24 protein-coding genes are annotated in these 22,866 nt (G+C 67.9%); 17 read left to right on the top strand and 7 right to left on the bottom strand.

Annotated features, from left to right (window positions below; all coding sequences use genetic code 11):
- Position 1 precedes the first annotated feature (1 nt).
- From AC1RSK_RS19495 to AC1RSK_RS19450, 10 genes are all read left to right on the top strand, one after another.
- The gene (locus AC1RSK_RS19495; RefSeq protein ID WP_492909331.1) at positions 2-595 is read left to right on the top strand and encodes a riboflavin synthase; all 594 of its coding nucleotides are present in this window, start codon (positions 2-4) and stop codon (positions 593-595) included.
- Positions 592-1,728, top strand: coding sequence for a 3,4-dihydroxy-2-butanone-4-phosphate synthase (gene ribB / locus AC1RSK_RS19490; RefSeq protein ID WP_492909329.1), 1,137 nt, complete (start codon positions 592-594; stop codon positions 1,726-1,728). The genes AC1RSK_RS19495 and ribB overlap by 4 nt, the downstream gene beginning before the upstream one ends.
- Positions 1,725-2,189 carry a 6,7-dimethyl-8-ribityllumazine synthase gene (gene ribH / locus AC1RSK_RS19485; protein WP_492909328.1) on the top strand — a complete coding sequence of 155 codons (465 nt, stop codon included), beginning with the start codon at positions 1,725-1,727 and terminating at the stop codon, positions 2,187-2,189. Before ribB ends, ribH begins: the two co-directional genes overlap by 4 nt.
- The gene (gene nusB / locus AC1RSK_RS19480; RefSeq protein ID WP_492909327.1) at positions 2,186-2,722 is read left to right on the top strand and encodes a transcription antitermination factor NusB; all 537 of its coding nucleotides are present in this window, start codon (positions 2,186-2,188) and stop codon (positions 2,720-2,722) included. Before ribH ends, nusB begins: the two co-directional genes overlap by 4 nt.
- A complete protein-coding gene (thiL, locus tag AC1RSK_RS19475; RefSeq protein WP_492909326.1) occupies positions 2,706-3,683 on the top strand; it encodes a thiamine-phosphate kinase in 978 nt (325 codons plus the stop codon). Before nusB ends, thiL begins: the two co-directional genes overlap by 17 nt.
- 183 nt (positions 3,684-3,866) lie before the next feature.
- Positions 3,867-4,214: a GIY-YIG nuclease family protein gene (locus AC1RSK_RS19470; RefSeq protein WP_492909325.1), complete on the top strand. Its 348-nt coding sequence runs from the start codon at positions 3,867-3,869 to the stop codon at positions 4,212-4,214.
- Between the two features lie 23 nt (positions 4,215-4,237).
- Positions 4,238-4,669 (top strand): hypothetical protein, encoded by a 432-nt coding sequence (locus AC1RSK_RS19465; protein ID WP_492909324.1) that lies wholly within the window; start codon positions 4,238-4,240, stop codon positions 4,667-4,669.
- A 155-nt stretch (positions 4,670-4,824) separates the two neighbouring features.
- Positions 4,825-6,957, top strand: a complete 2,133-nt coding sequence (locus tag AC1RSK_RS19460) for a sodium-translocating pyrophosphatase (protein WP_492909323.1) — start codon at positions 4,825-4,827, stop codon at positions 6,955-6,957.
- A 250-nt stretch (positions 6,958-7,207) separates the two neighbouring features.
- Positions 7,208-8,512 (top strand): replication-associated recombination protein A, encoded by a 1,305-nt coding sequence (locus tag AC1RSK_RS19455; protein WP_492909321.1) that lies wholly within the window; start codon positions 7,208-7,210, stop codon positions 8,510-8,512.
- Positions 8,513-8,659: 147 nt separating this feature from the next.
- Complete coding sequence (locus AC1RSK_RS19450) at positions 8,660-9,391, top strand: RluA family pseudouridine synthase (protein WP_492909320.1); 732 nt, start codon at positions 8,660-8,662, stop codon at positions 9,389-9,391.
- Between the two features lie 21 nt (positions 9,392-9,412).
- Here the strand turns inward: AC1RSK_RS19450 and AC1RSK_RS19445 are convergent, their stop codons facing one another.
- From AC1RSK_RS19445 to AC1RSK_RS19425, 5 genes are all read right to left on the bottom strand, one after another.
- Positions 9,413-9,955 carry a phage tail protein gene (locus AC1RSK_RS19445; protein WP_492909319.1) on the bottom strand — a complete coding sequence of 181 codons (543 nt, stop codon included), beginning with the start codon at positions 9,953-9,955 and terminating at the stop codon, positions 9,413-9,415.
- Positions 9,956-9,974: 19 nt separating this feature from the next.
- Positions 9,975-10,529 (bottom strand): phage tail protein, encoded by a 555-nt coding sequence (locus AC1RSK_RS19440; protein ID WP_492909318.1) that lies wholly within the window; start codon positions 10,527-10,529, stop codon positions 9,975-9,977.
- A complete protein-coding gene (locus AC1RSK_RS19435; RefSeq protein WP_492909317.1) occupies positions 10,526-11,080 on the bottom strand; it encodes a phage tail protein in 555 nt (184 codons plus the stop codon). Before AC1RSK_RS19435 ends, AC1RSK_RS19440 begins: the two co-directional genes overlap by 4 nt.
- Positions 11,081-11,453: 373 nt before the next feature.
- Positions 11,454-12,446 carry a prolyl aminopeptidase gene (gene pip / locus AC1RSK_RS19430; protein ID WP_492909316.1) on the bottom strand — a complete coding sequence of 331 codons (993 nt, stop codon included), beginning with the start codon at positions 12,444-12,446 and terminating at the stop codon, positions 11,454-11,456.
- A gap of 48 nt (positions 12,447-12,494) precedes the next feature.
- Positions 12,495-13,502: an alpha/beta fold hydrolase gene (locus tag AC1RSK_RS19425; RefSeq protein ID WP_492909315.1), complete on the bottom strand. Its 1,008-nt coding sequence runs from the start codon at positions 13,500-13,502 to the stop codon at positions 12,495-12,497.
- Between the two features lie 135 nt (positions 13,503-13,637).
- Between AC1RSK_RS19425 and AC1RSK_RS19420 the strand changes: the two genes are divergently transcribed.
- Positions 13,638-14,849, top strand: a complete 1,212-nt coding sequence (locus tag AC1RSK_RS19420; RefSeq protein WP_492909314.1) for a multidrug effflux MFS transporter — start codon at positions 13,638-13,640, stop codon at positions 14,847-14,849.
- Here the strand turns inward: AC1RSK_RS19420 and AC1RSK_RS19415 are convergent.
- A complete protein-coding gene (locus tag AC1RSK_RS19415) occupies positions 14,836-15,198 on the bottom strand; it encodes a DUF423 domain-containing protein (protein WP_492909313.1) in 363 nt (120 codons plus the stop codon). The two genes, AC1RSK_RS19420 and AC1RSK_RS19415, sit on opposite strands and share 14 nt — an antisense overlap.
- Positions 15,199-15,306: 108 nt before the next feature.
- Here AC1RSK_RS19415 and AC1RSK_RS19410 point away from each other — a divergent pair, with 108 nt between their 5' ends.
- Genes AC1RSK_RS19410 through AC1RSK_RS19395 form a run of 4 tightly spaced genes read left to right on the top strand, consistent with a single transcriptional unit; the run spans position 15,307 to position 18,143 of the window.
- On the top strand, positions 15,307-16,416 hold the full coding sequence (locus AC1RSK_RS19410; RefSeq protein ID WP_492909312.1) for an Rv3169 family protein: 1,110 nt from the start codon (positions 15,307-15,309) through the stop codon (positions 16,414-16,416).
- Positions 16,413-17,426: a phosphotransferase family protein gene (locus tag AC1RSK_RS19405; protein WP_492909311.1), complete on the top strand. Its 1,014-nt coding sequence runs from the start codon at positions 16,413-16,415 to the stop codon at positions 17,424-17,426. The genes AC1RSK_RS19410 and AC1RSK_RS19405 overlap by 4 nt, the downstream gene beginning before the upstream one ends.
- Entirely contained in the window at positions 17,423-17,839 is a 417-nt protein-coding gene (locus AC1RSK_RS19400; RefSeq protein ID WP_492909310.1) for a hypothetical protein, read from the top strand. Before AC1RSK_RS19405 ends, AC1RSK_RS19400 begins: the two co-directional genes overlap by 4 nt.
- Positions 17,840-17,891: 52 nt before the next feature.
- Positions 17,892-18,143 (top strand): DUF2164 domain-containing protein, encoded by a 252-nt coding sequence (locus AC1RSK_RS19395; RefSeq protein WP_492909309.1) that lies wholly within the window; start codon positions 17,892-17,894, stop codon positions 18,141-18,143.
- A 57-nt stretch (positions 18,144-18,200) separates the two neighbouring features.
- On the opposite strand, the gene AC1RSK_RS19390 is transcribed toward AC1RSK_RS19395, so the two are convergent.
- Positions 18,201-21,041, bottom strand: a complete 2,841-nt coding sequence (locus AC1RSK_RS19390) for a TonB-dependent receptor (RefSeq protein WP_492909308.1) — start codon at positions 21,039-21,041, stop codon at positions 18,201-18,203.
- Between the two features lie 322 nt (positions 21,042-21,363).
- Here AC1RSK_RS19390 and AC1RSK_RS19385 point away from each other — a divergent pair, with 322 nt between their 5' ends.
- Both AC1RSK_RS19385 and AC1RSK_RS19380 read left to right on the top strand, forming a co-directional pair.
- Positions 21,364-22,512 carry an MFS transporter gene (locus tag AC1RSK_RS19385; RefSeq protein WP_492909307.1) on the top strand — a complete coding sequence of 383 codons (1,149 nt, stop codon included), beginning with the start codon at positions 21,364-21,366 and terminating at the stop codon, positions 22,510-22,512.
- 98 nt (positions 22,513-22,610) lie between these two features.
- Positions 22,611-22,826, top strand: coding sequence for a hypothetical protein (locus AC1RSK_RS19380; protein WP_492909306.1), 216 nt, complete (start codon positions 22,611-22,613; stop codon positions 22,824-22,826).
- Positions 22,827-22,866: the final 40 nt, after the last annotated feature.

The raw sequence follows: 22,866 nt of genomic DNA, 5'->3' as shown, positions 1-22,866 counted from the left end.
TATGTTCACCGGGATCGTCACAGACGTCGGCCGGGTCCGCTCGGTCCGGCAGACCAGCCGCGACCGCAGGTACGAGATCGAGACCTCATACGACGTCGCCACCATCGACATGGGCGCCTCGATCAGCCACGCTGGCTGCTGCCTGACGGTGGTCGAAAAGGGCGATACCTGGTTCGCCGTCGAGGTCTCGGCCGAGACGCTGGCCCACACCACGCTCGGCGAATGGGAGGAGGGGCATGCGGTCAACCTCGAACGCGCCGCCCGGCTCGGCGACGAGATGGGCGGCCACGTCGTCTCCGGCCACGTCGACGGGGTGGGGGAGGTGCTCTCCATCGAGCCCGAAGGCGGCTCGCACCGCTACCGCATTCGCGCCCCCCGGCCGCTGCACCGTCTGATCGCCCCCAAGGGCTCGATCTCCGTCGAGGGCGTCTCCCTCACCGTCAATGAGGTCGAGGACGATGTCTTCGGCCTCAACATCATCCCCCACACCTGGGATGTGACGACGCTGGGTCGCCTGAAACCGGGTTCAAAGGTCAATCTCGAGATCGACATGCTGGCGCGATACCTCGCGCGGTGGCAGGAGACCGCCTCATGAGCCACGACACCCCCATCTCCGCCATCGAGGACATCATCGAGGACGCCCGCAACGGCCGCCCCTACATCCTCGTCGACGCCGAAGACCGCGAGAACGAGGGCGATGTCATCATCCCCGCCCAGTTCGCCACGCCCGAACAGATCAACTTCATGGCTCGGTTCGCCCGCGGCCTGATCTGCCTCTCGATCACCAACGATCGCGCCAAGGCCCTGCGCCTGCCGCCGATGGCGGCCGAGAACCGCGAGAGCATGGGCACGGCCTTCACCGTCTCCATCGAAGCCAGGGAAGGCGTCACCACCGGCATCAGCGCCCATGACCGGTCACACACCGTCGCCGTCGCCATCGACCCGACCAAGGGCCCCGACGACATCGTCACTCCCGGCCACGTCTTCCCGCTGGTCGCCAAGGACGGCGGCGTCCTGGTCCGCGCCGGCCACACCGAGGCGGCCGTCGATATCTCGCGCCTGGCCGGCCTCAACCCGGCCGGGGTGATCTGCGAGATCATGAACGATGACGGCACCATGGCCCGGCTGCCGGAACTGGTCGCCTTCGCCCAGCTGCATGGCCTGAAGATCGGCACCATCGCCGACCTGATCGCCTACCGCCGCCGCAACGAGCGCCAGGTCGAACGGGCCCTGGAGCGGCCGTTCACCTCCCACTACGGCGGCGATTTCCGGATGATCGTCTACCGCAACAGCATCGACAAATGCGAGCACCTGGCGCTGGTGAAGGGGAAGATTGACCCCGACACCGCCACCCTCGTGCGCATGCACCAGGTCGACATGGCCGCCGACATGCTGGGCGCGCTCGGCGCGCGGACCGACTACATCCCCAACGCCCTGAAGGCCATCGGCGAGCATGACGGCCCCGGCGTGGCGGTCTTCATCCGCGATCCGAACCCGGCCTGGCTCAGCGAGCGCTACGGCATCGACACCGAGGCCGGCAGCCAATATCGAAACAACGCCTTGCGCGACTATGGCGTCGGGGCGCAAATCCTCCTCGACCTCGGCGTGCGCGAGATGATTTTGCTGACCTCCAGCCCGTTCAAACCGGCGGCGCTCGAGGGCTACGGACTGAAGATCGTCGGCCGGGCGCCGATCAACGCCGAGAGTGGCGGTGGAGAGAGTGAATGATCGACGACATCGTCCGCATCCTGATCGTCGAGGGACGCTTCTATAACGACCTGTCCGACGAGCTGCTGCGCGGGGCGACCGACGCGATCACCGCGTTCGGGGCCGAGTATGACGTCATCACCGTGCCGGGCGCGCTGGAGATTCCCGGCGTCATCGCCATCGCCGACGAGGGCGGCCGCCGCCCGGCCGGCGTCAAGTACGACGGCTATGTCGCCCTGGGCGTCGTCATCCGCGGCGAGACCTACCATTTCGAGATCGTCTCCAACGAAAGCTGCCGGGGCGTCATGGACCTGACCCTGAAGGGCCTGCCGATCGGCAACGGCATCCTCACCGTCGAAGACGAGGAACAGGCCTGGGCCCGCGCCCGCGTCTCCGAGGGTGACAAGGGCGGCGGCGCCGCCCGCGCGGCGCTCGATGTCCTGAGCCACAAGCGCCGCCTGCTGGGGGGAGCTGGTCGATGAGCGACGATCCCAAGCCCGGTTCCCTGACCGAGGCCTTCGACAAGCTGCAGAAGCTGGCCGAGGCCAAGCCGGTCGCCAACCTCAACGCCAAGCAGCGCCGGGCCCGCACCGTCTCGCGCCTGGCCGCGGTCCAGGCGCTGTACCAGATGGAAATGACCGGGGCCGGCGTCGAAGCCGTCATCCGCGAATTCAGCGACCACCGCTTCGACCGCGACATCGAGGGCGAACTGCTGGCCCAGGCCGACGAAGCGTTCTTCGCCGACCTGATCCGCGGCGCCGTCGGCGAGCAGGGCGAGATCGACAAGGCCGTCACCGCCCGCCTGGCCTCCAACTGGAAGCTGGACCGCCTCGACGCCACCGCCCGCGCCATCCTGCGGGCCGGCGCATGGGAGCTGATGCGCCGCCCCGACGTGCCGCTGGAGGTGGCCATCGACGAGTACGTCGAGATCGCCAAGTCCTTCTTCGAGGGGCCGGAACCCGGCTTCATCAACGGCGCGCTGGACGGGATCGCCAAGGATGCCAAGCGCACCTGATCCTGAAGGGCAGGGGGAGTTCGCCTGGATCGAACGCCTCCTTCGCCCGCTCACCCTGGGCGCGCCAGGGGCCCTGGACCTGCTCGACGACGCCGCGGTGATCACGCCGCGAGAGGGTCACGACCTGGTGGTCACCAAGGACGCCATGGTCGCCGGCGTTCACTTCCTGCCCGATGATCCCTTGGACACGGTGGCCCGCAAGCTGCTGGCCGTGAACCTCTCCGACCTCGCCGCCAAGGGCGCCGAGCCGATCGGCTATTTCCTCTCCGTCGCCTGGCCGAAGGACACGGCGTGGTCCGCCAAGGCCCTGTTCGCGCAAGGCCTCGCCCAGGCGGGCCGGGACTGGCGCCTGCCCCTGCTCGGCGGCGACACGGTCTCCACCCCTGGCCCGCTGATGGTGACGGCCACCCTGATGGGCGAAGTCCCCACCGGCGGCATGATCCTGCGCCGCACCGCCCAGCCCGGCGACCTCCTGATGGTCAGCGGCCCCATCGGCGACGGCTGGCTCGGCCTTCAGGCCGCCCAGGGCAAGCTCCCAGACCCGGGCGGCATCCTCGCCGCCCGCTACCGCACGCCCACGCCGCGCCTCGACCTCATCGGAGCCCTGCGCCAGTTCGCCCGCGCCAGCGCGGACGTCTCGGACGGCCTGCTGGCCGACGCCGGCCGGATCGCCATCGCCAGCGGGCTGGCCGTGGAGGTTGAGTTGGACCGGATGCCGCTATCTGCGGAGGCGACGGACTGGCTGGCGGCGCAACCCGACGAGACAGCCGCCCGCCTGGCCCTGGCCACCGGCGGCGACGACTACCAGATCGTCTGCGCGGTGGATCCGGCGGAGCGACCGTCCATCCACGCGGCGGAAACGGGGCTGACGGTTGTTGGTCGCGTCAGATCAGGAGAGGGGGTCACGGCCACCTTCAAGGATCGACCCGTCCCGCTCGATGCCTTGGGCTGGACCCACTAACGCCCCATCCCCAAAATTCCGATTATCCCGACGAAAGTCGGGACCCAGTGTCCACCAGCGTAGCAGGCGCTGGCGCTTATCAGAGCGGAACCCACACCCTATCTGCCAGCTGGGTCCCGACTTTCGTCGGGATAATCGGAAATATATGTTGCCAGTTTGTTCCATTCTGCCCAAGCTCAAGCCATGGCTTTCTTCTGCTACATCGTAGCGAGCGGTCGTAACGGGACGCTCTATGTCGGCCAGACCGACGACCTCACCGTCCGCATCAGCCAGCACAAGCAAAAGCTCACGCCGGGCTTCACGTCCAAATACGGATGCGACCAACTCGTCTGGTTCTGTACCTACGACACCCGCGAGGCGGCGGTCCTTCAGGAGCGTAAGCTCAAGGAATGGCGGCGAGACTGGAAGCTCCACCTCATCGAAACCTCCAACCCAGACTGGCGCGATCTCTACTGGGAAGCCTGCGGCATCCACGACCCTTCCAAGCCCTACGTCATCATCGGCCTCGATCTCCCCGAAACCCACCCTTAACCACGCGCGCGCATAACCCTCCCATGCACCGCCGCGCCCTTCTCGCCCTTGCCCCCGTCCTGCTGGCCGCCACCGCCGCGCAGGCTTCCGGGCCGCCGGCCAAGAAGGACGCCGCCGGCCAGTACGTCGATCTCGCCCCCATCGCCCTGCCGATCGTGGTCGGCGGAAAGCTGGTCAACTACGTCTTCGTCTCCCTGCGGCTGAACCTCGCCCCCTCGGCCGACTCGGTGAAGCTCCGCGCCAAGGAGCCCTGGTTCCGCGACGCCATCGTCCGCGCCGGCCACCGCGCCCCCTTCACCAATCCGAAGAACTACCTGGTCCTCGACGAGCCCCGCCTGAAGTCGACCCTGCTGCGCGAAGCCGGGGCCATCGCCGGTCCGAAGAACTTCACCTCGGTCACCATCATCTCGATGACCCCCAAGCAGCGCACCGGCTTGCCGCGACCGCCGGCCTGACCGCCGGGCGCCATTGCGCCCACCCCCACTATTTGGCAAACACGAGCCGTCTTTTCGCAAGGGGGCGGGATTCCGCCTGTCGAGAAGGGGGTCTGGAAGCCGCTCGATAAGCGGGCCAAAGCCTCCCAGCATGGAAACAAGGGGCTTCTTCTCACATGAGTATCGATAATTTCCTCTGGCTTGCCATCGGCGGGGGCGTGCTCGCCGTCGTCTACGGCATCGTCCAGACCATGGCGCTCTTACGCAAATCGCCGGGCAACGCCCGCATGCAGGAAATCGCCGCGGCCATCCAGGAAGGCGCGCAAGCCTACCTGAACCGCCAGTACGCCACCATCGGCGGCATCGGCGCGGTCATCCTGGTCGGGCTGTTCTTCGTCCTCGGCCTGCTGCCGGCCGTCGGCTTCCTGGTCGGCGCGGTGCTCTCGGGCGCCGCCGGCTTCATCGGCATGCTGATCTCGGTCCGCGCCAACGTCCGCACCGCCCAGGCCTCCTCCGAGAGCCTCGGCAAGGGCCTCAACGTCGCCTTCACCTCCGGCGCCATCACCGGCATGCTGGTCGCCGGCCTCGCCCTGCTGGGCGTCGCGGGCTACTACTTCGTGCTGACCAAGGTGCTCGGCGCTGAGAGCCGCGCGGTCATCGACAGCCTGGTCTGCCTGGGCCTCGGGGCCTCGCTGATCTCCATCTTCGCCCGCCTCGGCGGCGGCATCTTCACCAAGGGCGCCGACGTCGGCGGCGACATGGTGGGCAAGGTCGAAGCCGGCATTCCGGAAGACGACCCCCGCAACGCCGCCACCATCGCCGACAACGTCGGGGACAATGTCGGCGACTGCGCCGGCATGGCCGCCGACCTGTTCGAGACCTATGCGGTGACCACCGTCGCCACCATGGTCCTGGCCTCCATCCTGTTCGCCGGGGCGGAAGCCGCGGCGATGATGATGCTGCCGCTGGCCATCTGCGGCGTCTGCATCGTCACCTCCATCGCCGGCACCTTCGCCGTGCGCCTGGGCAAGAAGCAGAACATCATGGGCGCCCTCTACCAGGGCCTCATCGTCACCGGCGTCCTGTCGGTTCCGGCCGTCTGGTGGGTGATCACCAGCCTGGTCCCGGCGGCCGGCGTCGAGGTCGAAGGCATCATCCGCAGCCAGATGGACCTCTTCTGGTGCGGCATGGCCGGCCTGGTCGTCACCGCCCTGATCGTCATGATCACCGAATACTACACCGGCACCGGCTTCCGCCCGGTCCGCTCGGTCGCTCAAGCCTCCGTCTCCGGTCACGGCACCAACGTCATCCAGGGCCTGGCCATGAGCCTGGAGTCCACGGCCCTGCCGGCCCTGACCATCATCGTCGGCATCGTCGTCACCTACACGCTTGGCGGCATCTTCGGCATCGCGGTGGCCACCACCACCATGCTGTCGCTGGCCGGCTTCATCGTCGCCCTGGACGCCTTCGGTCCGGTCACCGACAACGCTGGCGGCATCGCCGAAATGGCCGGCCTTCCCCCGGAAGTCCGCGTCACCACCGACGCCCTCGACGCCGTTGGCAACACCACCAAGGCCGTCACCAAGGGCTACGCCATCGGTTCGGCCGGTCTCGGCGCCCTGGTGCTGTTCGCCGCCTATACCCAGGACCTGAAGTTCTTCACCGCCAATGCGGAGGTCGGGACCTTCTTCCACGGACTGGGCGACATCGCCTTCGACCTCTCCAACCCCTTCGTCGTCGTCGGCCTGCTGTTCGGGGGGCTGCTGCCCTTCCTGTTCGGCGGCATGTCGATGACCGCTGTGGGCCGCGCCGCCGAAGCGGTGGTGCATGAGGTCCGCCGTCAGTTCCGGGAAAACCCCGGCATCATGACCGGCGAGGTGAAGCCCGAGTACGGCCGCGCCGTCGACATCCTGACCAAGGCCGCGATCCGCGAGATGATCGTGCCCTCGCTGCTGCCGGTCGTGTCGCCCATCGCCCTGTTCTTCATCCTCGACGCCATCACCACCCGCCAGAACGCCTTCGCCGGCCTTGGCGCGATGCTGATGGGGGTGATCGTCACCGGCCTGTTCGTCGCCATCTCGATGACCAGCGGCGGCGGCGCCTGGGACAACGCCAAGAAGATCATCGAAGAGGGCTTCAAGGACAAGGACGGCGTCGTCCATGGAAAGGGTTCGGAGGCTCACAAGGCCGCCGTCACCGGCGACACCGTCGGCGACCCCTACAAGGACACCTCCGGTCCCGCTGTGAACCCGATGATCAAGATCACCAACATCGTCGCCCTGCTGCTGCTGGCTATCCTGGCGCACTAAGGCTTCGGTTCGATCTGAAGAGTACGGGGACGCCCCGGAGGGAAACCTCCGGGGCGTTTTCCGTTTCTCAAACTCCGATCATCCCGACGAAAGTCGGGACCCAGTGTCCACCAGCGGAGCAGGCGCTGGCGCTGATCAGAGCTGAACCCGCAAACAGGTTGCCAGCTGGGTCCCGACTTTCGTCGGGATGATCGGGGAGGGAGAACAAACACCGGCGCCTTTCCACCGGCAAATCCGTTAGAGAAGGGCCATGTCCGACCTCTTCGCCGCCGCCGGCCTCACCCCCCACGCCCCGGCGCCGCTTCCCGAACGCCTGCGTCCCCAGACCCTCGACGACGTCGTCGGCCAGGAGCACCTGCTTGGCCCCGGCGGGCCGATCCGCCGCATGGTCGAGGGCAATCGGCTGGCTTCGATGATCCTCTGGGGCCCGCCCGGCACCGGCAAGACCACCATCGCCCGCCTGCTGGCCAAGGCCTCGGGCTACGAGTTCCAGCAGCTGTCGGCGGTCTTCTCCGGCGTCGCCGATCTCAAGAAGGCCTTCGAGCAGGCCCGCATGCGTCGCTCCGCCGGCCAGTCGACCCTGTTGTTCGTCGACGAGATCCATCGCTTCAACCGCGCCCAGCAGGACGGCTTCCTGCCCTTCGTCGAGGAGGGGATCGTCACCCTGGTCGGGGCCACCACCGAAAACCCCAGCTTCGAGCTCAACGGCGCCCTGCTGTCGCGCTGCCAGGTCTTCGTCCTGCGTCGTCTCGACGACGACGCCCAGCGCAACCTGCTGACCAAGGCCGAGGCCGCCGAGGGCCGCCCGCTGCCGGTCGATGACAACGCCCGCGAGGCCCTGATCGCCATGGCCGACGGCGACGGCCGCTACCTGCTGACCCTGGCCGACACCCTGCTGGGCCTGGATTTTCCCCAGCCGCTCGACATCGCCGGCCTCAGCCAGGTGCTGCAGAAGCGCAGCCCCGCCTACGACAAGGACCGCGAGGAACACTACAACCTCATCTCAGCCCTGCATAAGTCGGTGCGCGGGTCCGACCCGGACGCGGCCCTCTACTGGCTGGCCCGCATGCTGGACGGCGGCGAAAACCCGCTGTTCCTGGCCCGCCGCATCGTCCGCATGGCGTCGGAAGACATCGGCGAGGCCGACCCCCTGGCCCTGGTCATCGCCAACGCCGCCAAGGATACCTACGACTTCCTCGGCAGCCCCGAAGGCGAACTGGCCCTGGCCCAGGCCGTGGTCCACCTGGCCTGCGCGCCCAAGTCGATCGCCGTCTATCGGGCCTTCAACGAGGCCCGCCGCGCCGCCAAGGAAACCGGCTCGCTGATGCCGCCGGCCCACATCCTCAATGCCCCGACCAAGCTGATGAAGGACATCGGCTACGGCAAGAACTACGCCTACGACCCCGACACCGAGCGTGGTTTCAGCGGCCAGAACTACTTCCCGGACGGCATGGCCCGCCGCAAGTTCTACCAGCCGAAAGGTGAGGGGGCCGAGGCGCGGATCAAGGAACGGCTCGACCGCTGGGCGGCGATGCGGGACGAATCGAGTGAATAGCGCACCGTCCCTCCCTCCCCTTTATGGGGAGGGACAGCGCGCGCAGCGCGCAGGGTGGGGAAGTCGGATGCCGAGCGCCCCTGCCCGCCAGTACCCCACCCTGCGAGGCTTCGCCTCGCTGTCCCTCCCCATGAAGGGGAGGGAGGGATGACGGCGATCCCCCTCACCGAAGCCGACATCGCCTTCGTCAAATCCCTCGTCATCCACGAGGACGCCACCATCATCGCCCTCAACAAGCCCTCCGGCCTGTCCAGCCAGGGCGGCCGCATCAAGGCCCACACCCTCGACGACCTGCTCGCCGCCTTCGCCAAGTCGTCCGGCAACCGCCCGCGCCTGATCCACCGCCTCGACCGCGACACCAGCGGCGTCATCCTCACCGCCCGCACCAAGCCGGCCGCCGGCTTCCTCGGCAAGGCGATGATGGGCCGCCGCTTCCGCAAGACCTACCTGGCCATCGTCACCCCCGGCGCCCCGGACCCGACCGGCGGAACCATCGAGCACGCCCTGCGCCGCGAGGAGATCGGCCGCGAGAGCTACATGCGCATCGCCAAGGCCGATGAGCCGGGCGCCGAGATGGCCCTGACCCGCTATCGCACGCTCGCCAAGACGGAGGGCGCGGCCCTGGTCGAATGCAGCCCGCAGACCGGCCGCATGCACCAACTGCGCGTTCACCTGGCCAGTATTGGCCGGCCGATCGCGGGGGATGCCCGCTATGGCGGGGCGCTGGCGGTGAACGGCGTGGCGGTCCCCAGGCTGATGCTGCACGCGGCGCGGCTGAGCTTTCCGCATCCGGAGGGGGGGACCACCACCATCGAGGCGCCGATGCCGGAGGATATGCAGGCGTTGGCGGCGGCGCTGGGGATCACCCCCGGAGCCTGACAGACGCCGGACCCGGCCGGATCAGGGGTTCACCAGATTCCCCCGAATGGCGATCATGTAGTTCAACGCCAGGAACGGCTGGCGATTTTCGTGCGGTTGGCCGCCGCCCAGGCCGCTCGACGAGGCCGGAACCAGGGTCGCGCTGGGCTCGCCGGTTCCGTAGATGTTGACGTTCTGGGTCCCGCCGCCCTGGAGGGCGGCGACGCCCGGGGCCAGCACCTTGTTGGGCGCCGGGGTGGCGTTGGCGGCCGTGGCGGCGACCGGGACCTTGCTGGCCATCAGCCTGTGGGTATGGGCCGCCATCTCGGCGGCGGACAGGGTGTGGGCTTCAACGCCGAACCGGCCTCCTATGCTGATCTCTCCGCCTGCGTGGACCGGCACCCGGCCCCGGAAGTCGGGAAGGGCGAAGTCGACCCGGCCGTCGCCGCCGTAGGTGGTGCCGAGGATCGAAAACAGCGCCTGGTTCTGGTGGATCGGCATGCGTCGGCCATCGCACAGAGCCCATCCCGCGGGGCTGAAGCCCCAGGAGATGATCCTGATTTCGCCGAGGAAGGGCTGGGCCATGGGTCTGGGTCCTGGGGGCCTACGAGCGAGGCGGGTAGATGCCCTGCAGGGCAATGATGAAGTTCACGCCCAGGCTGGGCATCATGTTGGCGTGCGGCGCGCTCGCCCCGGCGACAGCGGCGGCGGACGGGCTCATGGTCACATCGGCGGCGGCGGTCGAATAGTAGGCGACGACCCCGCTGTTGGAGCCGTTGTCATAGCCGCCCTTGGCCAGGTATTGACCCGCCGGCCTGGCCCCGTTGCCGTTGATGTCGGCCTCGTTGTTGCTGACGTTGAAGGCATGGCCGTGGACCGGCAGTTGGGCCTCTGTCAGCGCCACGCTGTTGCTCCCCCCGCTGTCGCCGACAGTGCGGGACCTCAGGCCCTGGCCCTGGCCCTGGCCGATCGGAACCGAATCCCGCAGGTCGGGAATGCCGAAGGTGTTGATCCCGTCACCGCCATAGGCGGCGCCGAGCAGGGAGAACAGCGCGGTATACTGTGCGATCGGCAGAATCTGGCCGTCGCATTGCATCCAGCCGTTGGGCGCGAAGTGGCCCGAGAATATCCGGATCTCGGCGACAAACGGCATGGTCATGAGGTCTGCTCCTCCGAGCCGTCGTCAGTTTGGCTGGGCCATTGGCCGAACAGCGAGATGATGTAGGTGATGGTCAGGAAGGACTGCATGTTCTCATGCGGCGCACCCGCGCCGGCGTTCTGCACCGAACTGGGGTCGAGGCTGACCGCCGGCGGGTCGGAGCCGTAGATGTTCGTCCCCGCCGGCCCGGCGTTGGGAACCGCCAGCAGGGCGTCGGTCGGCAGGTTCACCTGTCCCTGGGTGGTGGCCTGCTTGGGATGGTTGTGATGGGGAATCTGGGCCGGGGTCAGAGCGACCGTTTCGACGCCGCCCTTCTCTCCCAGGCCGTAGGGCGTCAGATTGGCGCCCGCCCCCGCCCCGGCCGGAGCGCGGCCCTGCAGGTCCGGCACGGCGAAGGTGTTGACCCCGTCGCCGCCGTAGGTGGTGCCGATCAGCTGGAACAGGAGGGTGTATTCGCTGATCATCATCAGCCTGCCATTGCAGATGGCCCAGCCGACCGGTGGGAAGTTGCCGCTGAACATGCGGATCTCACCGATAAAGGGCATGCCCATGGCAATGTCTCCCGATGCGAAGCTGACGCCACGGACAGATGGATGACGGACGAGCCAGACAGCCCGCCCCGAGCTGCGGCTGAGTTCCCCGACCCATGTTCGAATAACGTGATTCTTCGAAACGTCGTCCGGCAACGGACGGTGTGGTCTTTTTTTGCTGGGTCGTGAGGGCTGGGCGGGGCCGGCCCTGGCCTCACCCCTCAATTCCGATCATCCCGACGAAAGTCGGGACCCAGTGTCCACTGGCGGAACAGGCACTGGCGCTGATCAGAGCCGACCCCACACACAGTTTGCCAGCTGGGTCCCGACTTTCGTCGGGATGATCGGAGTGTGGTTGGTAGCTGCAGCGGGATTCGAACCGCCAGCTTGCGACCTAAACCTTCAACGCCGCGTCCGTCGCCCGGATCAGCCCGTCGATGATCCCCGGCTCCGTGGACGCGTGCCCGGCGTCCCAGATGATCTCGAATTTCGCCTCCGGCCAGGCCTTGTGCAGGGCGTAGGCGGTCTCCAGCGGCGTCACCACGTCGAACCGGCCCTGCACGATCCAGCCTGGGATATGCCGGATCGACGGCACGTTCTTCAGCAGCCAGCCGTCCTCCTCGAAGAACCCCCGGTTGGCGAAGAAGTGGTTCTCGATCCGCGCGAAGGCGATGGCGAAATCGGTCTCATTGAACTTCGGCGGCCGCGCTTCGGGCCCCCGGATCGAGATGGTGTCGCCTTCCCACTGGCTCCAGGCGGCGGCCGCCTCGCCCTGCACCCGGCGGTCCGGGTGGGTCAGGCGGCGATGATAGGCGGCGATCAGGTCGCCGCGCTCGGCCTCCGGGATCGGGGCCATGAACTTCTCGAAGGCGTCGGGGAACAGCATCCCGGCGCCGTCCTGGTAGAACCACTTGAGCTCTCTTTGCGTGACCAGGAAGATGCCGCGCAGCACCAGCCCCATGACCCGCTCCGGATGGGTGATGGCGTAGGCCAGGGCAAGCGTCGAGCCCCAGCTGCCCCCGAACACCACCCACTTTTCGATGCCCAGATGCACGCGCAGCCGCTCGATGTCCTCGATCAGCGTCCAGGTGGTGTTGTCGTCCAGCGAGGCGTTCGGCCGGCTCTTGCCACAGCCACGCTGGTCGAACAGGGCGATGCGGTACTTCTGCGGATCGAAGAACCGCCGCATGGTCGGGTTGATCGCCCCGCCCGGGCCGCCGTGCAGCACGACGGCGGGGACGCCGCCAGGATTGCCGCATTCCTCGAAGAAGATCTCATGCGGGCCGTCAGTCTTCAGCCACCCGAAATTGTACGGGTCGATCTCGGAATACAGCCCCCGCCGGCCATGACTCTGGGCGACGGAGGAGGTGGGGTGGGCACGGTCCATGGTCCGAGTTCTACGACGGCTTCCCCAAGGTCGCCAGTGACCTTCCGTTCAGGTTGCCGGAAACCGCCGCCCCAGCCAGTCCAGCAACGCCCGGTTCACGGCCTCCGGCTTCTCCTGCTGCGTCCAGTGGCCGCTGTCCTGGATCAGGGTCTTCTCCAGGTCGTCGCAGATGTCTTCCATGCCGTCGGCGGACGAGGGCGGCAGCACCGCGTCCTTCTCGGCCATGACCATCAGGCTGGGCTGGCGTACCCGATGTTCAATTTTCTCGGCCGCATGCCAGTTGCGGGTGAAGTTGCGGTACCAGTTGATGCCGCCCGTGAAGCCGGTCCGCTCGAAGGTCTCGGCGAAGGCGTCGAACTCCTCGTCGGTCAGGAAGAAGGGCCGCGGATCGACCTGTGGGCTCCACACCGCCAGCATGTCGACGATGGCGAACAGCGACGGATCGCCCTCCTTGCGCTCGCTGGCGAAGCCGCCCGAGGTCGGCATGCCCGGCATGTCCAGCGGCCGGCGCAGGAAAAAGTCCATCACCTTGCGAGCGTCGGCGTTCAGGATCGCGTCGGCCTCGCCCGGGGTCTGGAAGTGGACGATGTACATCCGGTCGCCCAGCCGCTTGCGCATGATGGCGATGGGGTCGAAGGCGGCGCGGGGGTGGAAGGGGGTGTTGAGGCTCATCACCCCGGCCACCCGGCCCGGATGGCGGATGGCCATGTACCAGACCACGAAGCCGCCCCAGTCATGGCCGCAGAAGATGGCCTTCTCGATGCCGAGGTGATCCAGAAGCGCCACCAGGTCGCCGCACAGGTGTTCCAGGTCATAGCTCTCGACCTCCGCCGGCGCCTCGGTCAGGCCGTAACCCCGCTGGTCCGGCGCGATCACCCGATAGCCGGCCTCGGCCAATGCCTTGATCTGGTGGCGCCAGCTGAAGGCCAGTTCGGGAAACCCGTGACTGAAGACGATGGCCGTGCCCGTCTTCGGCCCGGCCTCGTAGTAGGCCATGCGGATGCCGTTGACCTGGGCGTACTGCACCGGCGGCATCATCGTCTCGATGGCGGACATGCTCGGTTCCCATCCCTGTTTTGAGCCAGCCTGACGGCCCGCCGCCACGGAAGGCAACCCACAATTCCTCCTCCGGCGCGCAGCGACGGAGGAGGAATTGCGCTCTCCTTCCGACCGGCCTAGTACCTCCCCGTCTTGTCCAGCACTCCCGAAACCCTCCCGCCGCCGGCCCCCACCCCTTGGGGCCTCGTCATCCTGCTCGGCGCGATGACGGCCTTCGCGCCGATGTCGATCGACATGTACCTGCCGGCCCAGACCGCCATCGTCGGCGCGTTGGGCGCCACCCAGGCCCAGGTCGAGCTGACCCTGTCGACCTTCCTGGCCGGCATGGCCATCGGCCAGTTCTTCTACGGCAGCGCCTCGGACCGCTTCGGCCGCCGCATGCCCATCCTGATCGGCTGCGGCATCTACACCATCGCCTCGGTGATCTGCGCCCTGTCGAGCGACATCAACGCCCTGATCGCCGCCCGCTTCCTGCAGGCTCTTGGCGGCTGCGCCGGCGGCGTCGTGGCCAGGGCCATCGTGCGCGACAACTTCGATCACCGCGACACCGCCCGCATCCTGTCGCTGCTCATGCTGGTCATGGGCCTCGCCCCCATCCTGGCCCCCATCGCCGGCAGCCTGGTGCTGGAGATCGCCGACTGGCGGGCCATCTTCTGGTGCCTGGCCGGCTTTGGCGTCCTGGTCGCCCTGGCGGTCGGCTTCCGCCTGCCGGAGTCGCGCTCGGAGGAGACCGCCGCCCAGGCGAGGTCGGAGAACCCGCTGCAGGCCTACCTGGCCCTGCTGACCCAACCCAAACTGATCGGCTACCTGCTGGCCGGGGCCCTGAACGGGGCGGTGCTGTTCACCTACATCTCCGCCTCGCCGGGGTTGATCATGGGCATCTACGGCGTCTCGCCGGTGGTCTACGCCTGGCTGTTCGGCTTCAACGCCTTCGGCATCATCGGCGCCAACCAAGTCAACCGCATGCTGCTGCGGACCTACCACCCCGACGCGGTGCTCAAGGGCGCCAGCATCGCCGGCCTGTCCTGCGGCGCCCTGTTGCTGGTCGCCGCCCTCACCGGCCTCGGCGGTCCCTGGACCGTCCTGCCGTTGCTCTTCGTGACCTTGACCACCTATTCGCTGATGGCCGGCAACACCACGGCCGGGGCCCTCAACTGCGACCCCCGCCGGGCCGGCTCGATCTCGGCCCTCAGCGGCGGGCTGTCGTTCGGGTTCGGCGCGGTGGCCTCGGCCCTGGGCGGGCTGCTGCACAACGGCACCCCGGGGCCGATGGCGGCGGTCATGCTGGCCTGCCTGGTCGGCTCGGCCCTCAGCCTGCGCCTGCTGGCCCTCAAGCGCGCCTGAAGGCCGCCAGCGCCAGCATGGCCCAGCCGGCCATGAAGGCGAGCCCTCCAACCGGCGTGATCGCCCCGAACCAGCGCGGCGCCCCGAACGCCATGGCCACGAGCGAGCCGCTGAACAACAGCACGCCGACGAGGAAGGCGACGCTGGTCCCCCGGACCGGCTTGAAGCCGCCCCGCGCCAGCCCCGCCACGGCGAGCACCGCCAGGGCGTGGACGGCCGCATACTGGCTGGCCGTGTGCAGCCATTCGATGGCCTTGGGGTCGCTCATGCCGTGGGCGGCGAAGGCCCCGAAGCCCACCGACAGCAGTCCGACCAGGGCCGCGACGGCCACATCCAAATTCCGCGTCAATTGACCCTCCGTCACCGTTGCGTCTCGCTGCCGTGCGCGTAACCTGAACGCCGATAAGACATATCGCCCGCAAAGAGGCGACCTGCTTTTCGAGGGAAGGACTACGGCATGGCGCTCACCCGCGGCGACGATTATCCGATTCACCAGACCCCGGAGCCCATCGCCTACGGCGGCACCGACCGCAATTTCTACGACCGCTACTTCTTCAACGGCTACCACCCCCAGGAGGGCGAGGACTTCTTCGCCGTCGCCTTCGGGGTCTATCCGCACCTCAACGTCACCGACGCCGCCTTCGTGGTCGTGCGCAACGGCGTCGAGGTCGCCCTGCACGCCAGCGGCCATCTCGGCGACCGCATGGACATGGCCGTCGGCCCGATCCGCATCGAGGTCCTCGAACCCCTGCAGAAGCACCGCGTCAGCGTCGACGCCCCCGACCATGGCCTGAAAGCCGAGGTGGTCTTCACCGGTCGCGCCTTCCCGATCGAGGAGCCGCGCTTCATCCGCCGCAACGGCACCCGCGCCTTCATGGACTACACCCGCCTGACCCAGAACGGCCGCTACAGCGGCTGGATCGAGCTGGATGGCGAGCGCCGCAGCATCGACGGTTTCGTCGGCACCCGCGACCGCTCCTGGGGCGTCCGCCCGGTCGGGGCCCGCGACAGCCAGGAGATCGTGCCGGCCGTGCCGCCGCAGTTCTACTGGCTGTGGTCGCCGGCCAGCTTCGACCACGGCGCCTTCTTCTTCCACTCCAACGAAGACGCCCTGGGCCGCGCCTGGAACACCCGCGCCGTCTGGGCCCCCGACAACGCCCATGAGGACGGCTTCGAACACCTCAACGGCGAGGCCAAGGTGGTCTGGAAGAGCGGCACCCGCCACGCCACCAGCGCCGTCATCGAGCTGACCGACGACTTCGGCAAGCCGGCCGGCAAGGTCGAGTACAAGCCGATCTATAACTTCCAGATGATGGGCCTGGGCTACACCCATCCCAAATGGGGCCACGGCATGCTGCACGGCCCCCTGGCCGTCGAGCGCGAGGACATCGTCCTGGCCGACGCCGACCCCAGGATGCCCTTCAACCTGCACGTCCAGGCGCTCAGCGACGTGACCTACACCAACCCCGACGGCGCCGTGCGCAAGGGCAGGGGGGTGTTGGAACAGCTGGTCATGGGGCCGCACCGGCCGTCCGGCTTCCAGGACATCCTGGATTTCGCCAAATGAGCCTGCAGGACCAGCTGGAAGCCTATCTGACCCGCACCGGCGGCAAGCCGGCCAAGGTGCATGACCTCAGCCGCATCCCCGGCGGGGCCAGCCGCGAGACCTACCGCTTCGACCTCGAGGTCGATGGGGGCGTGCGCGGCATGATCCTGCGCCGCGACCCGGTCGGCAGCCTGATCGACACCGACCGCCGGGTCGAATTCCTCGCCTTCCGCTCCTTCTTCGACAAGGGGCTGCCGGTGCCCGAAGCCCTGGCCCTGGAAGAGGAGGGGGCCGAGCTCGAACGGCCCTTCTTCATCATGGGCCGCATCGACGGCGGCAAGGCCCAGAGCCCCTTCACCGAGGCCCCCTACGGCCCGCATGCCGCCGCCATCGGCGAACAGTTCTTCAGCCACCTGGGCAGGATCGCCGCCGCCGACCCTGCCAGCCTGCCGATCAGCGAGGCGGCCCCGTCGCCGGCCCTCGACGCCTGCTGGTCGAAGGAGCTCGACTACTGGGAAGGCGTCATCGACACCGACGAGGAACATCCCCAGATGATCGTCCGGGCGGCCATCCGCCGCCTGCGCCGTCATCCCCCGGCGCCGGCCCAGAAGCTCAGCGTCGTCCACGGCGACTACCGCACCGGCAACTTCCTGCATGACGGCAATGGCAGGATCGTCGCCCTGCTCGACTGGGAGATGGCCCACATCGGCGACCCCCTGGAAGACCTCGGCTGGGCCATCGAGCCCCTGTGGTCCTACAAGGAGACCGACCGCGTCTCCGGCATGGTCCCGCGCGAGAAAGCCATCGCCCTCTGGGAGGCGGCCAGCGGCTTGAGTGTCGACCCGGCCGCCTTCGCCTGGTGGGAGCTGTTCGCCTCGGTCAAGGGCGCCGCCATCTGGATCTCCGCGGCCAAGGAGTACCGCGCCGGCGGCCTGAAGGACCCGATCCTCGGCCTCTCGGGCTGGTACACGGCCCGCCGCCAGGACGAGATCATCGCCGCCGCCCTGGCCCGGCTGGAGGGCCTGTCATGACCCCGACCGTTTCCGAACTGCTGCTCGGCAACTTCCTCTGCCTGATGGAGCCGCCGCCGCCGGAGTCGATGGGCGACTTCATGACCGGCAAGGTCGCCGTCACCGGCATGATCGCCATGCTGGCCGCCCAGGAGGCCGAGCGCGGCGCCGAGGCCCGGCTGTGGGAAAACGCCGCCATCCGCGAGCTCTTGAAACAGGGCGGCGCGGCCATCCCCGCCGACGCGGCCGTCGACAAGGACTTCGCCATCTGCGGCCTCGACCGCGTCAACGCCGCCCTGCGCACGGCCCTGATCGCCCTGCACATCCAGGCCGAGGAGAAGGGCGACCGCGCCCTCGACCACGCCATCCTGCGCTTCTATGTGAAGAGCGCCGACATGCGGCGGCTCGACATGCCGCCGTTGCCGGCGACGTAACACCGATCCTTCTCCCGACAAGCGGGAGAAGGAATCAGGGGTAAGCTGGCCCATGACCAAGCCCCTCGCCCTCGACCGCCAGACCCAGGACATCCTGGAACGCAAGCTGCGCAAGCATCTGCAGGACGAGTACGGCTTCGAGCTTGGCCAGTTCGAGGCCCTGGACCTGCTCGACTACCTCGCCGAGACCCTGGGTCCGCTCTACTACAACCAGGGCCTCTATGACGCCCAGGCCGTGCTGCGGAAACGGGCGGACGATCTCATCGAAGCCGTTGAGGCCATCGAGAAGCCGGTCAAACTCTGACGCCTGAAAAGATGCCCCCTTCCCACGGGGAGGACGGGGAAGGGGGCAGGCGCCCCGCTACCAGCGCTTGCTGACAGCGATGCCGTAGGTGCGAGGCTCGGTGTAGAAGGCGTTGCGGAACAGGCCCGAGGAGTCGTCCGTCAGGTAGGTGTCGGTGATGGCCTCCTCGTCCGTCGCGTTCTTGACGAAGGCGTCGAAGCTCCAGCCGCTGGCCTGGTTGTTGAAGGTCAGGGTCAGGTTGACGTTCTGCCAGCCGTCCAGCCTGTCGGCCTCGGAGTTGTAGATCCGGGTGTAGGTCCCGCTCTGCAGGTAGTAGTCGCCGCGCGCCACCGCCTCCCAGCCGTTCGGCAGGAAGAAGCTGTACTGGCCGCCGAGCGACCAGGTCCAGTGCGGCGCGTTGGGCAGCTGGTTGCCCTTCAGGTCGACCGAGACGCCGTCGCTGACCAGGCCGCCGAAGGCGTTGGAGCCGATCGCTGTGGCCCCGGAGCTGGTCAGCAACGTGCCCGCCGTCGCCGTCGAGGTGACGGTGCAGACGCCGAGCAGGGCGAAGGGGTTGTTGGTGGCGTTGGCGTAGGCCAGGGCGGTGGCCGCGTCGGCGGCGCGGACCACGCAGTTGGAGGCGGCGCTGGACTTCACCAGCACCAGGCCGGCGTCGTCCTGGGTGCGGTTGAAGGTGTCGATCGAAGTCCCGCCGGTGATCCTCGTCTCCAGCCAGCCCACCGAGGAGTTGAACCGCAGGTCCGAGGTCGGCGCCCAGATGGTCTCCAGCTCGATGCCGTGGATGCGGGCGTCGATGTTCTCGTTGGTCGAGGCCTTATTGACGATCTTCGACACCTGGTAGCCCTGGTAGTCGTAGGCGAAGGCCGTGGCGTTCACCACCAGCCGCCCGTCCAGCAGGGTGTTCTTGGCCCCGATCTCGACGGCGTTGACGAACTCCGGGTCGAAGTTGGCCACCCCGCAGCTGACCCCGGCCGAGGCCGAGCAGGGGGTGTTGAAGCCGCCGCCCTTGTAGCCGCGCGAAACGAATGCATAGAGCAGGGTGTGGTCCGTGAACGACAGGTCCGGGCTCCAGTCGACGCCAAACCGGCCGGTCGTCTCGCCGAACGACACATGCTGGCTGATCGGCGTGGTCGTGCCCGAGCCGGTCGTGCCCAGGGCCACGGCGTAGCTCTGGCTGCGCTTGTCGTCGTCGGTGTAGCGCAGGCCCAGGGTGACCTTCACGGTGTCGCTGGGCTTCCAGTAGACCTCACCGAAGATGGCCTTCGATTCCAGCTGATAGGGCGCATAGGAGTCGTAGTAGTTGTGGCCGCTGCGGTCGGGGTTCTTCTTGGGGTCGATGGCGACGCAGTTTGCGCCGGAGGTGCAGTTGGCGTTGCCGGTGTTGAGGTAGTTGAGCACCTGGTAGTAGGCGGTGCCGGTGTTGAACATCACATAGTAGTCGCCGTCCTCGACGTCGTAATCGAGATAGAGCAGCCCGACATTGAAGTTCAGCGGTCCGTCGAACGACGACTGCAGCCGCAGCTCCTGGCTGACCTGCTGGCTCCTGCCCCAGGAGATGTCGCTGGTGGTGAACTGGTTGGCGGCCCCGTTCTGCGGGTCGGAAACCGTCCCGCCCGGGAACAGGGCGCTGTAGATGGCCGAATAGGTCGCTGACCCCACCGAGCTGGAGAAGGCGTTGACCGGGTTGGGCGTGCTGTTGAACCCGACGCTGGGCGAGTAGCGGTTATAGTCCTGGCGCGTGTACAGGTAGCTGTCGGACCAGGCGGTCAGGCTGGACAGCGTCAGGCTGTCGGTCAGCTCCCACTCCATGTTCAGCTCCCAGACGTTGGAATGGGCGCGATAGATGGGGTCGAAGGCGGACTCGATGTTGCGGACGTTGCTGTCCTGCATCTTGCCGGCATAGGCGTCGCCGGTCTGCAGGCCGGTCAGGGCGGCATAGAGGCCGCCCAGCGTCGCCTGCGAATTGACCGTGCCGAGCGCGTCCTTGTCATAGACCGACGTCGCCTTGCAGCCCTGGCTGAAGAACCCGCGCTGGACGGTGGCGATGGCCGAGTTGGAGGAGTAGCTGGCGCCGCCGACCGTGTCCGGGCCGGTGTCCTTGGCGCAGTACTGCTTGCCGATCCGCGAGCGGTGGTCGTCCTCGGCGAAGCGGTCGTACATCAGGGTGGCGGTGAAGCGGTCGTTCGGCGTGAAGGCCAGGGTGGCGCGCACGCCGTAGAGGTCGCGGTCGTCGATGTCGTTGCCGGTCGTCGTGTTGACGCCGTAGCCGTCCCGCTGCAGCACCGAGCCGGCCACCCGCAGGGCGAACATGTCGCCCATCGGCAGGTTGACCATGCCGCGGAATTTGGCGCCGTCGTAGTTGCTGATCTCGGCCCGGGCGTTGGCCTCGAAGACGTCGGTGGGCTTGTTGGTGATCATGTTGACCACCCCGCCCGTGGCGTTGCGGCCGTACAGGGTGCCCTGCGGCCCGCGCAGCACCTCGACCCGCTCGACATCGTAGAACTCGGTCTCGAACAGGTTGTTGGAGACCAGGGGGGCGTTGTTCAGATGGACGCCGGTGCCGGCGTCGCCCGACGCGGCGACCAGCTTGGAGCCGACGCCGCGAATCTGGAAATTGTAGCCGGTGAAGTTGCCCTTGGAGAAGTTCACGTTGGGGATGGCCAGGACCAGGTTCGGTCCGCCGTCGATCTTGGCCTTCTCCAGGCTGTCGCCGCTGAAGGCGGACACCGCGATCGGCACGTCCTGGATGGACTCCTCGCGCTTCTGCGCGGTCACCACCAGCTCCTCGACGGTCTGGGCCGGTTCGCTGCTCTGCGCCCAGGCCGCCGCCGGGGCGCTGAGCGCCAGGCAGGACACGCCGCAAATCAGGACACGGCGCTGCATCTTCAGCGTCTTCATCTGTTTCTCTCCCTGGTCACCGCCGTTTTCCGGCGTTGTTTGCTTGTCAGCGCCGGGCCTGCTGGGCCTCGGGAGCGCTGCTTGCCAAAAGGAGGGCATGGACGTCAGAGACTGTCACGATGGAGGCCGGGGCTTATTGCTTGGAATACCAGCGGCGTCCGGCGTTTGTCTTCTGTATGTGCCGTGACAGGCACAGAATGTATCTTCGACGTTTCTTGAGTATTTCGCGCCGTTTCAAGTGAAGGCCTTCACCCACGATCTCGCCATCTTTCGGGACGGCGAGGGGAGGCCAGGCGGGCGCGACTCCTGCTAACGGAGCCCCATGCCCACCCAGCTGCGCCTTGGCCTCTACTATTGCGCCATCTTCATCGGCACAGGCGCCAGCCTGCCCTACATGCCGGTGTGGTTCCGCGCCCAGGGTCTCAGCGGGGCGGAGATCGGCGTCATCCTGGCGGCGCCGGCCCTGGCGCGGATCGTCATCTCGCCGATGGCCGCCGTCTGGGCCGACGGGTTCCGGCTGCGGCGCACGCCGCTGGTCATCCTCGGGGCGGTGGCGGCCCTGGCCTATGGGGCCATCGGCCTGGTCCACGGCTTCACCGCCTGGCTGCTGGCCTGGACCATCGCCGCCGCCATGCTCGGCACCCTGCCGTCGCTGGCCGACGTCATGGGCCTGCGGATGTCGCGCCGCGAGGGCTTCTCCTACCCCTTCGCCAGGAGCTTCGGCTCGGTCGCCTTCATCGTCGGCAACCTCGCCGTCGGCGCCCTGCTGGGCCTGCTCGCCCCGGACCTGGTGCTGTTCTGGACCATCGCCGCCGCCGCCCTGGCCGCCGTCTTCGCCCAGGTCCTGCTGCCGGCTGAGCCGGTCAACGAGACCGGCGAGGCCCCGCCGCGCTCGGCCCGGCTGCGCGGCCTGTCGGACCTCATTCGCAATCGCGGCTTCATGCTGGCGGTGGTTGGCAGCGGCCTCATCCAGGCCACCCACGGCTTCTACTACGCCTTCTCGGCCCTGCTCTGGCGCAAGCAGGAGATCGGCGAGGTCTGGATCGGGGTCCTGTGGGCGGTCGGGGTGATTCTCGAGGTCGCCTTCATGTGGTTCGCCGAGCCCTGGCGCCGGCGCGTGCGTCCCGAGGTCATGGTGGTGATCGGCGGGATCGCCGCCCTGGTCCGCTGGACGGCCCTGGCCTTCTCGCCGCCGCTGTGGCTGCTGTTCCCGCTGCAGGGCCTGCATTCGCTCAGCTTCACGGCCACCTTCCTGGGGTCCCTGGCGCTGATCGAGCGCTACGCCCCGCCGCACACCGCCTCGGCCGCCCAGACCATCAGCTCGGCCCTGGCCGGCGGCCTGTTCATCGGCCTGGCCACCCTGGCCTCAGGCCCGCTGTTCGACGCCTTCGGCCCGTTCGGCTATCTGGGCATGACCGCCATGACCCTGGTCGGCCTCGGCGTCATGGCGGTATTGATCCGTAAACCCTGAACGGTCAGAACCTGTCCAATTCTTCATGTTTGGCCGTCTTGCCACACTGGGGAACCCGTTGGATAACCGGGATATCTGGTTCCGGGGAGGGACGCCCCATGCAAGCCATTGTCGAACTGATCGCCGCGGTCCTCGTCTGGATGGCGGTGGCCAGCCTCAATCAGCTTGGCCTCAAGGTCGATCTGCCTGATCCCCCGGCCAAGGCCGAGCGGGTGATCCAGCGCGAATCGGCGCCGGACCGGAAGGCCGACGCGGACGAGTCCGACTGTCCAGAAGCGGTTAAGGTCGCCAAGCCGAAGGCCACCGCGGCCTAACTGCCGCAAACCTTAACGAAATCGTCGCAAGCGACTTAAC

Source organism: Caulobacter sp. GW821-FHT11A05, from assembly GCF_058809015.1.
Note: the sequence above shows the minus strand (reverse complement) of the source record. Positions and strands in the feature narration are given on the sequence as shown.

Coding starts and splice junctions, on each gene's coding strand:
- AC1RSK_RS19495 (WP_492909331.1), top strand. CDS start 2: ATGTTCACCGGGATCGTCACAGACGTCGGCCGGGTCCGCTCGGTCCGG.
- ribB (WP_492909329.1), top strand. CDS start 592: ATGAGCCACGACACCCCCATCTCCGCCATCGAGGACATCATCGAGGAC.
- ribH (WP_492909328.1), top strand. CDS start 1,725: ATGATCGACGACATCGTCCGCATCCTGATCGTCGAGGGACGCTTCTAT.
- nusB (WP_492909327.1), top strand. CDS start 2,186: ATGAGCGACGATCCCAAGCCCGGTTCCCTGACCGAGGCCTTCGACAAG.
- thiL (WP_492909326.1), top strand. CDS start 2,706: ATGCCAAGCGCACCTGATCCTGAAGGGCAGGGGGAGTTCGCCTGGATC.
- AC1RSK_RS19470 (WP_492909325.1), top strand. CDS start 3,867: ATGGCTTTCTTCTGCTACATCGTAGCGAGCGGTCGTAACGGGACGCTC.
- AC1RSK_RS19465 (WP_492909324.1), top strand. CDS start 4,238: ATGCACCGCCGCGCCCTTCTCGCCCTTGCCCCCGTCCTGCTGGCCGCC.
- AC1RSK_RS19460 (WP_492909323.1), top strand. CDS start 4,825: ATGAGTATCGATAATTTCCTCTGGCTTGCCATCGGCGGGGGCGTGCTC.
- AC1RSK_RS19455 (WP_492909321.1), top strand. CDS start 7,208: ATGTCCGACCTCTTCGCCGCCGCCGGCCTCACCCCCCACGCCCCGGCG.
- AC1RSK_RS19450 (WP_492909320.1), top strand. CDS start 8,660: ATGACGGCGATCCCCCTCACCGAAGCCGACATCGCCTTCGTCAAATCC.
- AC1RSK_RS19445 (WP_492909319.1), bottom strand. CDS start 9,955: ATGGCCCAGCCCTTCCTCGGCGAAATCAGGATCATCTCCTGGGGCTTC.
- AC1RSK_RS19440 (WP_492909318.1), bottom strand. CDS start 10,529: ATGACCATGCCGTTTGTCGCCGAGATCCGGATATTCTCGGGCCACTTC.
- AC1RSK_RS19435 (WP_492909317.1), bottom strand. CDS start 11,080: ATGGGCATGCCCTTTATCGGTGAGATCCGCATGTTCAGCGGCAACTTC.
- pip (WP_492909316.1), bottom strand. CDS start 12,446: ATGGACCGTGCCCACCCCACCTCCTCCGTCGCCCAGAGTCATGGCCGG.
- AC1RSK_RS19425 (WP_492909315.1), bottom strand. CDS start 13,502: ATGTCCGCCATCGAGACGATGATGCCGCCGGTGCAGTACGCCCAGGTC.
- AC1RSK_RS19410 (WP_492909312.1), top strand. CDS start 15,307: ATGGCGCTCACCCGCGGCGACGATTATCCGATTCACCAGACCCCGGAG.
- AC1RSK_RS19405 (WP_492909311.1), top strand. CDS start 16,413: ATGAGCCTGCAGGACCAGCTGGAAGCCTATCTGACCCGCACCGGCGGC.
- AC1RSK_RS19400 (WP_492909310.1), top strand. CDS start 17,423: ATGACCCCGACCGTTTCCGAACTGCTGCTCGGCAACTTCCTCTGCCTG.
- AC1RSK_RS19395 (WP_492909309.1), top strand. CDS start 17,892: ATGACCAAGCCCCTCGCCCTCGACCGCCAGACCCAGGACATCCTGGAA.
- AC1RSK_RS19390 (WP_492909308.1), bottom strand. CDS start 21,041: ATGAAGACGCTGAAGATGCAGCGCCGTGTCCTGATTTGCGGCGTGTCC.
- AC1RSK_RS19385 (WP_492909307.1), top strand. CDS start 21,364: ATGCCCACCCAGCTGCGCCTTGGCCTCTACTATTGCGCCATCTTCATC.
- AC1RSK_RS19380 (WP_492909306.1), top strand. CDS start 22,611: ATGCAAGCCATTGTCGAACTGATCGCCGCGGTCCTCGTCTGGATGGCG.